This is a genomic window from Roseibium algae (assembly GCF_037783265.1).
Classification (GTDB): Bacteria; Pseudomonadota; Alphaproteobacteria; order Rhizobiales; family Stappiaceae; genus Roseibium; species Roseibium algae.
On sequence record NZ_JBAKIA010000028.1, the window covers coordinates 1 to 11,700 of the forward strand.

The following is an 11,700-nucleotide window of genomic DNA, read 5'->3' on the forward strand; positions in this document are numbered from 1 at the left end:
CAAGGGCTCAAGAAGTGAGCCCTGCCAAGAAGAAAGCACTGATCCGCCGGGATCATCTGGATCTGAGCGTCCGTCAGCAGTGCAAATTGGTGAAGCTGAGCCGGTCGGCATTTTATTATCTTCCTGTCGGGATCAGCGCGGCTACGGTGGCGTTGATGAAGGCCATCGACCGGGTTTTCACCAAATATCCATTCTTCGGAAGCTGCCAGATCGCTATCTATCTGCGCCGGGACGGTATCGTAGTCGGCCGCCATCGGGTTCGCCGTCTGATGGCGAAGATGGGGCTGGAGGCAATCTACAAACGGCCGAGAACCAGCCAGTCGCATCCGCAGCACAAGGTTTATCCCTATCTGCTGCGGGGCATAACAATTGATCGGCCCAATCAGGCTTGGTGTTCAGACATCACCTTCATTACCGTGAAGCACGGTTTCCTGTATCTGGTTGCAATCATGGATTGGGCGACACGGAAAGTCCTGAGCTGGCGGCTGTCGAATACGATGCACGCCGACTTCTGCGTCGAAGCCTTGAAAGAGGCCATCGCCCGGTTCGAACCGCCCGAGATAATGAATACGGATAGTCATACGATCAATGCCAGTTCTCGGGTGGTTTGACTCAAACACCGACCGACCATTCGCTGGGTTGGCGCCGCATGGCATCCCGGTGTGATCTGACCCTCACTCCGATCGACCTGACATGTGTCTTTCCCTGGACCTGTCGATCATCCGGGAACGCCTTGCGGCGAGGCTTTGTCTCAAAGATGCTGCCGTGACCCAAGAAGGGCATTACCATTCGGTCTCATGACTGTCCTGTCCCTGCATCCTTCCGAGCAAAGATTATTCATGAGCTGCAGGAAAGGATCATCGGATGGCCAAACACCCAGAAGCATCTCACATCGTTGGCGGCGTCGACAGCCACAAGGATTTACATGTCGCGGCTGTCGTCGATCACCACGGCCGTATTCTCGGTAACGCGAGTTTTGCGACGACCCGGCACGGATATCGTTTGATGCTGGCCTGGATGAGGTCTTTCGGCGATCTCCAGCGCATCGGGGTTGAATGCTCCGGCAGCTACGGAGCAGGGCTTCTGCGCTACATGCAGGCGGCTGGTGTCGAAGTTCTGGAGGTCACGGCACCTGACAAACATGACCGCCGCCGTCGCGGCAAGAATGATGACTTTGATGCGGAAAGTGCTGCTCATGCAGCTTATGCAAAACGCCACACCCTGACACCACGCAGCCGGGACGGAATGGCCGAGAGACTTCGGGTTCTAAGGGTTTGTCGCAAAACCGCCGTTCAGGCCCGCCGCATCGCCTTGCAAATGATACAGACGACCATCGTGTGCTCACCGGACAAGGTCCGGGACCTTCTGCGAAGCATGACGCGGATGCAACTGATCCGCACGCTTGCAGCCTGGCGCCCCGATCTCACAGCGTATCGTGATGTCGAAGAAGCCTACCGCATCTCTCTCAAGTCACTGGCACGGCGTTATCTCGAACTGCATGACGAGATCGCCGATCTGGACAACATGATTGAAGCTATCGTCAAGGATCTGGCGCCGGAACTTCTTGCACAGACCGCGATCGGCCTGAACAGCGCGGCGCAGTTGCTCCTGACGGCGGGGGATAACCCTGACCGGCTGAAATCCGAGGCGAGCTTCGCGGCATTGTGTGGTGTCAGTCCGATCCCAGCCTCTTCCGGAAAGACGGTTCGGCACAGGCTGAACAGGGGCGGCGATCGCGCGGCAAACAGCGCCATCCACATCATCGCAATCGGGCGCCTGAGGCTGGATACTCGCACACAGGACTATGTCGCCAGACGCATCGCAGAGGGCAATTCCAAGCTGGAAGCCATCCGTTGCCTCAAACGCTACATCGCGCGCGAAGTCTTCGGCATCATCATGCGACGCCACAAGGAGATCAATCAAAGCCAAATAGCCGCTTGACTCTTAGAAGGGCGTCCAGGGTTCACAGTTTACGGGGGCGGCTTGGATCACCACGCTGACCGAAGCTGGCATACGCATCTCTATGGACGGGCGCGGCCGGTGCATGGACAACATCTTCATCGAACGGCTCTGGCGATCCTTGAAGCAGGAAGCGGTCTATCTCGAAGACCTGATCGATGGCTTCAAGGCGTATCGTGTCATCCGTGACTGGATAACCTTCTGCAATACCGAACGACCTCATTCAGCCCTTCAGCACAAGACACCAAAGGAGGCATATTGTGCCGACAGGCACCTGAATTTGGCGGCATGAAAAACAACCTGGATACACCTTAAATCAGCCGCGAACCTGTCCGGAAAACTGGGACCACTTTAAATTTCGTCAATGACATGGTTATGCTGAAGCGCGTGATCGGTTCTCTGGCGGTCACCCCCCAAGGCAAACCCCGTTTTGGCAAGCTCCCCCCTTATGAGGACTGGGTTCGCTCCACGGTCGAGGCGAAGGGGAGATCACGCTGGATGAGCTGGTGGTGCTGTTGGCAGACGAACAGGAGATCACCGTGCATCGGGCGACGGTCGGTCGCTTCCTTCAACGGCTTGGGCTCACACATAAAAAAAAGATCTGCAAGCGCTTGAGCAGAAACGGCTTGACGTGGCCGAACAGCGTCATCACTGGATCTTCCGCCGCCAACTGTTCATGGCGCATATGCTGGAACGCATTGCCTTCATTGATGAAACCTGGCTGAAGACCAACATGGCCAAGCGCACCGGTTGGCCCCGCGCGGCGAAAGGCTGGTCGATTACGCCCCATTCGGCCACTGGCATACCCAAACCTTTGTCGCAGCTCTGCGCCGTGACAAACTGACCGCTCCCTGGGTCCTCGACGGCACGATCAACCGCAACAGGTTTGAAACTCATGTCGAGAACCAGCTCGCGCCAACGCTGCAAAAAGGCGACGTCGTCATTCTGGACAAACTCTCAAGCCACAAAAGCCCACGCGCGGCCGAACGACTGCGTGAGCGCGGCGCGTGGTTCTTGTTCCTGCCACCATACTCGCCGGACCTGAACCCTATCGAGATGGCCTTCTCAAAGCTCAAGGCACTCATCCGAAAAGCCGCTGCAAGAACCTATGAAGATCTATGGAAAGCCGTTGGGCACGTTTGCAATCTCTTCACCGACGAAGAATGCTGCAACTTCTTCAACGCAGCCGGATACAGAACCAATTAAATGCGACACGCTCTAGAAGAAATGTTCAAGGAGCGCGGCTTTGACGTGGATCACAGCAGTATCAATCGTTGGGTTCTAGCTTATGCTCCCCTGATCGAAAAGCGGTTGCGCCGTTTCCGCAAACCTCATTGCGGATCAGTCCGCATCGACGAGACATAAGTCAAAATCCGTCGTCAGTGGCGCTATCTTTATCGGGCCATCGACAAGCACGGAAATCCTGTCGATTTTCTGCTCACCGCACAGCGCGACCTGGAGGCCGCCAAGCGCGTCTTCCGTAAGATGTTGAAGGACGAGCCGCTGCTTTCGCCCGGCAAGATAGGGACCGATGGTGCCGAAACATTTCCGCCTGCGATCAGGGATAGCGTCGAGGAAAAGCTGCTCACACCGGACCCGGTCCATTATGTCACCAAGCATCGACAACAGGGGATCGAAAGCAACCACTTCCAAGTGAAGAAGAATATGCCCAAGGTTGGGTGCTTCCAAACGTTCAACACCGCGAGGCGAACCATTGCCGGGTTTGAAGCCATGCTGTGGTTACCGAAGGGCTTTGGCTTTTCCCGCGGTTGGACTGTCAATGACCAGAATGACCTCATCGCTCGCCTCTTCGGACTGCAAAAGGTTAACGAAGTATGAAAACGCAGTTGATTACGGGAAAACTGATGCCTCCGAAAATCTTTGCGACAAGCCCGTTTGGCATTGATTATAGCTGGGTCCCGTCACTTTGATGCACGCTCACTTAAAGTGCTGAAAATATCAGTCCAGGACGTGCCGTCGCGCAGCATCTCGTTCGCAAGCTGGGAGGCTCGCTCGTAGCCTATAGTCGAGATCAATGCGGTCAAATTGGCAGTGCTCGCCTCAAGGTTCTGTAGACACCGATCTGTGTCGGCTTCAATGCCTTCGACACACTGCACACGGAGTGTTTCCACGGCGTTGGTCAAAAGCATGATCGATTGCATGATACCAAAACACATAATCGGTTCGAAGGCATTGAGCTGCAATTGTCCGGCCTCGGCTGCGAAGGTGATCATTATGTCATTGCCGAAAACCTGAAAGGCGACCTGGTTCACCATCTCCGGGATCACCGGATTGATCTTGCCAGGCATCATTGATGAACCGGGCTGCACCTTTGGCAGCTGCAATTCGCCAAGCCCGGAGCGTGGGCCGGATGACAGTAGCCGCAAGTCGTTTGAGATTTTTGAAAGCTTTGCAGCAACGCGTTTCAGGTTGCTGGACAGATAAATGATTGCGCCGGTGTCCCAACTGGCTTCGAGCAGGTTGGCGGCGGGTTTCAAAGGTTGTCCTGTCAGTTCGGAAAGTTCTTGAAGGACGGCGACCTGAAATCCTGGGGGCGTGGAAACTCCAGTGCCTATGGCCGTCCCACCAAGGTTAACTTCGTGAAGAAGGTCACGAGCACCTTCGAGGCGGGCGATATCTTCACGAATGGTCGAACCGAAAGCCTCAAGCTCCGCACCAACGGTCATGGGGACTGCATCCTGTAGCTGGGTGCGGCCTAGCTTGAGAACTTCGGCGAAAACCGAGCCCTTATTGTGAAAGGCTTGTGCAAGTTGGGCCAGAGCTGCCTCCAGCCGGGGGAGAGCGCTCAGAAACGCTAGGCGAATGGCTGTCGGATAGACATCGTTGGTCGACTGGGCGCGGTTCACATCGTCGTTTGGGTGAAGATGTGCATAGCTGCCGCATGGGTAATGCATCAGCTCTAGCCCGCGATTGGCGATGACCTCGTTCATATTCATGTTTGTCGAGGTGCCGGCTCCGCCTTGATAGACGTCGACAGGGAAATGCTGATGATGCTGCCCGGATAGAATCTCATCGCAAACGCACTCAATGATCTGAGCCTTGTCGAGTGAGAGATTTTCGAGACGTGCGTTGGCGCGGGCTGCAGCTTTCTTTACTTGAGCGAGGGCGTTAATTAGATCCGGCAGCTTGGAGATTGGAATGCCGGAGATCGGAAAATTGGAAAGCGCGCGCGTTGTCTGAATTCCGTAAAGTGCGTCGAAGGGAACTTCGAGGGAGCCGAACGCATCATATTCCACGCGCGCCCTTCGCTGATAGGGGTCGGAAAGAGCCATCTGTCGTCAGACTTTCGGGTGCAATTCGATCGCAAGCCAGACGGCGTCTGTATCCGCGTAGTAGCGATGCCAGGGATAGCTCCAATCATTTTGGCCAATCACTCGGCAGAAGGGATCATGAGACATGCCCATGGCCATCGGCACATCCTCATAAAGCGTTGCCTCGTCCTGCTCACGGAACTTCTGCATGCGCCCTAGGCCGTGGATCTGAGTGTGGACTTCCAGAAATGTGTGTTCGTTGTGAATGAAGCAATCCGTGTCACTAGGTGCCCACCAGAGATTAAGCCGCATATCAAAGGTTTGCGGCGTTTCGCAGGTCGAACGTTCGTTGGTGAATACCCGCGGATCGAGAGTGGTGTCGCCCGCCCAGTCATCGGCGGAAATGTAGAGCGGCGTGTCGCGCGGAAAACTTTTGATCCGGTTTCCAAGCCAGTCCCAGCCGCGCAGAGCGCAACCGCCTAGATTCGTTTTGCGGATCACATTGAGCAAGGCGACGCGTTCCGCAGACTTGATGGTGGCCCCCTTCAGCCAGGTCGACTTCCAGGCTGGAACGATGGCCGAGTGCTCTGTGCCAGTGATCATTGGATTCTGTGATAGGTTTACTGCAATTGCATCTTCAACGAGGAAATCCTGAACGTTTTCCACGAGTTCGGCATGGATGAAGTCATCCGAAAAGGCGAGTTTGCGTAGTTTGTTGGTCATGCAATATCCTTGGGTACGTAGTTTAAACCAAGGAGATCATATTCTAATTGCGTTGCCCATTTCGCTATCTGAGGATTTCTGACGCACTCTGACGCACAAGGAAGAGAAAGCCAAAGATACTCTGAGGCTGGCAATAAGAAAAATCGTAAAATTGCAGAAAATTACGCCGCATTCAGATTGGTATAACCATGTCTGGTGCGTCGCCTAGATATTCGCGCACTTCCCGCGGGATCGAGGGGTCATTCATGTCGAGAGTCGTCGAACGTGCTATGTCAGCGCGCTTGAGAAGCCCTGAGCCCCGGTAGTGCATCGCTAAGCGAGTGGAGAAGGGCTGGCGATACATGGTTGCGGCAATGCCAGAAGTAATCCCGAACATGAATCTTTTGGCGCTGCGTTGAACACTGGAGAAAATACCGAAGGTCATCTCGTTCCTTTGGCTGGTTTCGAAATCCACCATGAAGAGCCGACCTTCGATTGGCAGAATGAAGCCATGGTACTTGAAAACGTAGGCGATTTTGTTCCGATCATCGGGGTCTGGGAAATGTTCGACGTAGGTATGCTGTAGAAAATCGTTGCCTTGATAGATGCAAAGGGATGCACGCAGGATGCGTCGTGGGTAGATTGAGGAAAAGTGGTAGCGGTCATAAACACCGATAATCGACTGTTCCAGCGCATCTGGAGTGGATTTTACAGTTGCCAGGAATTGCTGAACTGCCGGTGCTGCGCGGAGGTGGCTGAATGTATCAAAGAAATTCCCGTCAATAAGCGCACGAAATTCCTCTTTCGGTGTAAACAGGATCTCTGGTGATAGGTTGAAGTAATCTGATATTGCTTTCAGATTTGAAGATGTCGGGAGATGTTTTCCTGAAAGATACTTATTAAATTGCTGTCTATTTATTTTTATCTTTATGCATATCTGCGTAATGGAGCCCTTTTTATCACACAGAAAACGCAAATTTGATGCGAAAGTTGCAAGACGTTCAACCATTGCCTCAGATTGCTGCGCGTTATCCATTGGGAGACCTTTTGGTGCGTCAAAGTGCTTCAATTAAATGCACGGTGCGAAGTTGCTTTGCAAGCCTCATTTTCAGACGATTAACGGACAAGAACGAACGGGGCCTGCTCCCGGGGAAAGAGGGTTTGAAAAATGAAGTTTACCGGCGGAGAAGTCGTCGCACGATCGCTCAAGGAATATGGCGTGGAATATGTAGCCGGTGTACCGGGCCACGGTATTTGGTCACTTTTCGATGCGTTCATGCAGGAGGGGTCGGAGATCCCTTTCATTCAGGTCATGCACGAACAAAGTGCTGTCCACATGGCGGATGGTTACTACCGTGCATCTGGTAAACCAATGGCCTGTTCGACATCCGTCGGGCCGGGTGCGGCCAATACGGTGATTGGCTTAGCTACCGCATACACGGATTCCACATCTCTTTTTTACGTCTCCGGGTCCCCTCAGACTTACATGCATGGTCATGGTACTATGCAGGAGCTTGAGCGCCAGCAGGACAATGCGTTTGCGCGGATCACCGAGCAGGTAACAAAGCGCGCCTGGCAGGCAAACTCAGTCAAGGTTCTGCCGACCATCATGCACCGCGCGTTCTCTGAAATGCTGACTGGTCGCCCGGGCCCGGTACATGTCGAAGTGCCTATGGATGTCCAGGTCGATGCTGAGGACGTATCCATACATCCGCTAGACAAGCGACTGCCGATCGGCATTGCCTATCCGGATCCGAAGGCAATTGAAGCAGCGGTTAAGATTCTGGCCACGGCAGAACGACCGGTCATCGTGGCTGGTGGCGGTGCAATCACTGCAAATGCCTCGCAGGAACTGACCCGCCTTGCTGAAAAGCTCAGGGCCGCGGTCTCGATCACCTGGAATGGCAAGGGCGCGATCTCCGAAGACCATGATCTGTTCATTGGTGCGGTTGGCCAGACGGGCACGACCTGCGGAAATAAGATTACCGCATCGGCCGATGTGGTGATCTCGGTCGGGTGTCGGTTCACCGACTGGTCATCTTCTTCCTATGCCAAGGGTGTTTCTTTCTCTATTCCGGGTGCAAAGCTAATCCATATAGATCTCGACCCACGTGAAATCGGCAAGAACTACGAAACCGAAGTGGGCATCATCGCCGATGCCAAAGTTGCACTGCAGTCTATGCTAGATATGATTTCGGATGCCGATGAGCAGAAGATGTTTGCCATGCGCGAGACCTTCCAGGCCGACGTGGAAAAGGCCAAGGCTGATTGGCGCACTCTGGTCGAGCCGCGTGAAAACAGTTGCGAAACACCTTTCACCTCTCAGCGACCTCTGATGGCATTGCGCAAGGTTTTGTCCCGAGACGGTATCGTGGTTGTTGGTTCCGGTAACACGCAAGGGTCGGTTAAACAGAGCTTTCCGATATATGAGCCGCGCACGCATCTGACATCCGGGTCCTATTCACCCATGGGGTGGGCTGTGCCTGCTGCTTTGGGCGCAAAGCTTGCTTGTCCGGACAAGCAAGTTGTCGCCATCGTCGGCGACGGCGACTTTATGATGTCCCTGCCTGAAATGGGCACAGCAATGATGAATGGCATCAATGTAGTCTTCCTCGTGTTGAACAATCAAGGCTACATGTCGATTCGTGGTGGGCAGCGCAAGTTCATGGGCCGTCACATCGCCTCCGAGTTTAATTACCACTCTGGCAACGGTGAAGCTTATTCTGCAGATATCACTGCGGCTGCGAAGTCATTTGGCCTTCAAGCCTGGAAGGTGGAAAAGAACGATGACCTCGAAAGCAGCATCCATGCCGCGCTTGAGTGCGGTGGTCCAGCTCTGGTCGAAGTTATCATTTCGCGCGATGCTGCCGGTCCGTTCGCCACTGGTTGGTGGGATTTCCCGTCCCCGGCCTACTACGAAACAGAACAAGCAGACTACGCCGCTATGCGTGCGAAAGAACAGCACCTGTAACCCACCCGGAGTGGGCCGCTAGCAGCTAGACTGCGGCCCACTCCCCTCCAATAGGTCTAGAGAAACAACCAAACCAGTGGTCGCAAGGGCGGCACCGGAATGAAAAGGTTTGTGTCATGATCCGCCATATTAAGTCAGCGCGCTTCGAGCAGGGCCTGACTTCGGACCCGGGAACCACCGAAGTGGTTACCAACTTACTGCGTGAAGTGCGCGAAGAAGGTGACGTAGCGGTTCGGCGTCTCAGCATCAAGTTTGACGGGCTTGATCGGTCGAGCTATCGCCTGGATGATACGGAAATCAAGCGTTGCATTGATAATCTGACAAAGCAGGAGCGGATCGACCTGGAATTCGCCCAGGCTCAGGTGCGCAACTTTGCAGAGGCGCAGAAGTCCTCTCTGCAGGAACTGGAAGTCGAGACACTTCCTGGGGTCGTGCTTGGTCACAAGAACGTGCCGATCGCAAATGTCGGCTGCTATGTGCCCGGCGGCCAGTATCCGCTGCTGGCATCCGCTCACATGACCGTCTTGACTGCAAAGGTGGCAGGGTGCGGCCGTGTAATCACCTGCGCGCCGCCGTTTAAGGGCAGGCTGGCTGAGAAGATTATTGCTGCTCAGGCGCTTGCCGGTGCAGACGAGATTTACGTGCTCGGAGGCGTTCAGGCTATTGGTGCCATGGGCTACGGCACTGGAACCATTCAGTCCATTGATATGCTGGCCGGACCTGGCAACGCCTATGTGGCTGAAGCCAAGCGCTTGCTGTTCGGTCAGGTCGGCATTGATCTTTTCGCAGGCCCAACGGAAACGCTGGTTATTGCAGACGAGAGCGCAGATGGAGAAATGATTGCCACTGACCTGCTGGGGCAGGCCGAGCACGGTGTCAATTCGCCAGCGGTTCTGATCACCAATTCCGAAGCCCTAGCAATCGAGACACTGAGCGAAATCGAGCGTCTGCTTAAGATCCTGCCAACGGCTCAGATTGCTGGGAAGGCCTGGGAGGACTTCGGCGAGATCATCCTATGCGAAACCCTCGGTGAGATGGTTGCCGAGGCCGACCGCGTTGCCTCCGAACATGTTGAGGTGCTGACCGAAGACCCGGATTATTTCCTGGAAAACATGACCAACTACGGCGCGCTTTTCCTGGGCGCCCGAACCAACGTCGCTTTCGGCGACAAAGTCATCGGCACCAACCACACCCTGCCGACATTAAAATCCGCTCGCTACACCGGCGGGCTTTGGGTCGGCAAGTTCATCAAGACCTGTACCTACCAGCGCGTGCTGACCGACGAGGCGTCGGTGCGTATCGGCTCCTATGGGTCTCGCTTGTGCCTGATGGAAGGCTTCGCCGGTCATGCGGAGCAGGCAAACCTGCGCGTACGTCGCTACGGCAAGAAAACTGTCGGCTACGCAATGCCGGTCGACCCGGAATGAACTCGCGCTTCGGAACAAGGCAAAAGCCACCGAAGCAGAACAACCAGAGAGGGAAGAGTAACCATGAAGTTCAAGAACATATTGTTGGCAACAACCGTTGCTTTGTCGATGTCCATTCCGGCATTCGCCGAGAGCGAGGTAGAGGGTATCCACCATTGGGTCGCCGAAAGTGAAGTCGAGGCACTGAAAGTAATCATAGACAACCTAAGCAAAGAGGGTTTCACATGGAAGGACAGCGCCGTTGGCGGCATGTCCGGTGGCAATGCTACCCAGGCTCTGCGCACCCGGTTGGCTGCCGGAAATCCTCCTGCAACCATGCAACTGCTAGGCTTTGAAGGTATCAACTGGGCCAAAGAGGGTGCTCTTCAGTCGCTCAACGACCTCTACACCGAAAATGGTTGGGTGGACGCTGTTCCGCCTCAGATTGAGCGTTTTCTTAAGGCCGACGGAAACTACTTCTCGGTGCCGATCAACATGCACCGTCAGAACTGGATATGGGCGAACAAGGCCGTCTTCGATGAGTATGATATCGCTATTCCCAAAACCTGGAATGAACTTATCGTATCTGCCAAGAAGTTGAAGAAAGCAGGCGTCACACCCATCGCACTGTCCGATGAAAATTGGCAGGTCCTGGAAATGTTTGAAGCCATTGTCGCCGGTCAAGGCGGGGCGGACTTCTATAAGACCGCCATTGTTGGCCTTGATGAGGAAGCCCTGAAGAGCGATACCATGATCAAAGCCTTCGACACTCTTCGCGAGATCAAAGGACTTGTCGGTGAAAACATCACAGGTCGGGATTGGGCCGTTGCGACCAGTATGGTGGCATCTGGCGAAGCCGCCATCCAGCTGATGGGTGATTGGGCTAAGGGCGAGTTTCTGGCTAAAGGTATGCGACCGGGTGAGGACTTTCTTTGCTTCCCGGCACCTAGCAAGACCCCTAACTTCACTTTTATCATCGACGCTTTCGGTATGTTCAAAACCGATGATGCAAATGTGAAGGCCGGGCAAGTGGCATGGGCCAAGGCCATCATGGACCCCGAAGTTCAGGCGCAATTCAACATGATCAAGGGGTCGATCCCGGCTCGTGTCGATGTCTCGGTTGAAAATTTCGATGCCTGTGCACAGCAGGGCTATGCGGACCGAGAGCATGCCATCGAGGAGGGGACACTTATTCCTGGTCTGACGGAAGGCTTTGCTGTCTCTCCAGAATTTGCTGGTGTGTTCTCTGACGTAGTCGCGCAGTTCTTTGTGACGGAGATGTCGTCTGAAGACGCTGTGATTGCATTGGTCGCAGGGATCAACAACGCAAGATAATCGAGCTTAGTCGTATGGTCTGCCGGAGGTCTTCTCCCACCTCTCGGCAGACCAT

Annotated in this window: 9 protein-coding genes and 2 pseudogenes; 8 read left to right on the forward strand and 3 right to left on the reverse strand. The window is 54.6% G+C overall.

Annotated elements, in window-relative coordinates; all coding sequences use genetic code 11:
* The 5 genes and pseudogenes from V6575_RS22215 to V6575_RS22235 all read left to right on the forward strand — a co-directional run.
* Nucleotides 1-575 (forward strand): annotated as a pseudogene (locus V6575_RS22215) (IS3 family transposase); the annotation flags it as partial.
* A gap of 289 nt (nucleotides 576-864) precedes the next feature.
* Complete coding sequence (locus tag V6575_RS22220; RefSeq protein ID WP_340277587.1) at nucleotides 865-1,941, forward strand: IS110 family RNA-guided transposase; 1,077 nt, start codon at nucleotides 865-867, stop codon at nucleotides 1,939-1,941.
* Nucleotides 1,942-2,044: 103 nt separating this feature from the next.
* Nucleotides 2,045-2,251 carry an integrase core domain-containing protein gene (locus V6575_RS23375; protein ID WP_422785620.1) on the forward strand — a complete coding sequence of 69 codons (207 nt, stop codon included), beginning with the start codon at nucleotides 2,045-2,047 and terminating at the stop codon, nucleotides 2,249-2,251.
* A 425-nt stretch (nucleotides 2,252-2,676) separates the two neighbouring features.
* Entirely contained in the window at nucleotides 2,677-3,165 is a 489-nt protein-coding gene (locus tag V6575_RS22230) for an IS630 family transposase (protein ID WP_340277619.1), read from the forward strand.
* Nucleotides 3,166-3,177: 12 nt separating this feature from the next.
* Nucleotides 3,178-3,798 (forward strand): annotated as a pseudogene (locus tag V6575_RS22235) (IS6 family transposase); the annotation flags it as partial.
* 83 nt (nucleotides 3,799-3,881) lie between these two features.
* Here the strand turns inward: V6575_RS22235 and V6575_RS22240 are convergent.
* The 3 genes from V6575_RS22240 to V6575_RS22250 all read right to left on the reverse strand — a co-directional run bounded on the left by V6575_RS22240 (nucleotide 3,882) and on the right by V6575_RS22250 (nucleotide 6,969).
* Complete coding sequence (locus tag V6575_RS22240; RefSeq protein WP_340277589.1) at nucleotides 3,882-5,252, reverse strand: aspartate ammonia-lyase; 1,371 nt, start codon at nucleotides 5,250-5,252, stop codon at nucleotides 3,882-3,884.
* A 6-nt stretch (nucleotides 5,253-5,258) separates the two neighbouring features.
* On the reverse strand, nucleotides 5,259-5,954 hold the full coding sequence (locus tag V6575_RS22245) for a hypothetical protein (protein WP_340277590.1): 696 nt from the start codon (nucleotides 5,952-5,954) through the stop codon (nucleotides 5,259-5,261).
* 172 nt (nucleotides 5,955-6,126) lie between these two features.
* Complete coding sequence (locus tag V6575_RS22250) at nucleotides 6,127-6,969, reverse strand: helix-turn-helix domain-containing protein (protein WP_340277592.1); 843 nt, start codon at nucleotides 6,967-6,969, stop codon at nucleotides 6,127-6,129.
* 132 nt (nucleotides 6,970-7,101) lie between these two features.
* On the opposite strand from V6575_RS22250, the gene V6575_RS22255 reads away from it, so the two are divergent.
* The 3 genes from V6575_RS22255 to V6575_RS22265 all read left to right on the forward strand — a co-directional run bounded on the left by V6575_RS22255 (nucleotide 7,102) and on the right by V6575_RS22265 (nucleotide 11,645).
* Complete coding sequence (locus tag V6575_RS22255) at nucleotides 7,102-8,904, forward strand: thiamine pyrophosphate-binding protein (protein WP_340277593.1); 1,803 nt, start codon at nucleotides 7,102-7,104, stop codon at nucleotides 8,902-8,904.
* Between the two features lie 116 nt (nucleotides 8,905-9,020).
* Complete coding sequence (gene hisD, locus V6575_RS22260) at nucleotides 9,021-10,331, forward strand: histidinol dehydrogenase (protein ID WP_340277594.1); 1,311 nt, start codon at nucleotides 9,021-9,023, stop codon at nucleotides 10,329-10,331.
* 63 nt (nucleotides 10,332-10,394) lie between these two features.
* A complete protein-coding gene (locus tag V6575_RS22265) occupies nucleotides 10,395-11,645 on the forward strand; it encodes an ABC transporter substrate-binding protein (RefSeq protein ID WP_340277595.1) in 1,251 nt (416 codons plus the stop codon).
* The last annotated feature ends 55 nt before the right edge of the window (nucleotides 11,646-11,700 follow it).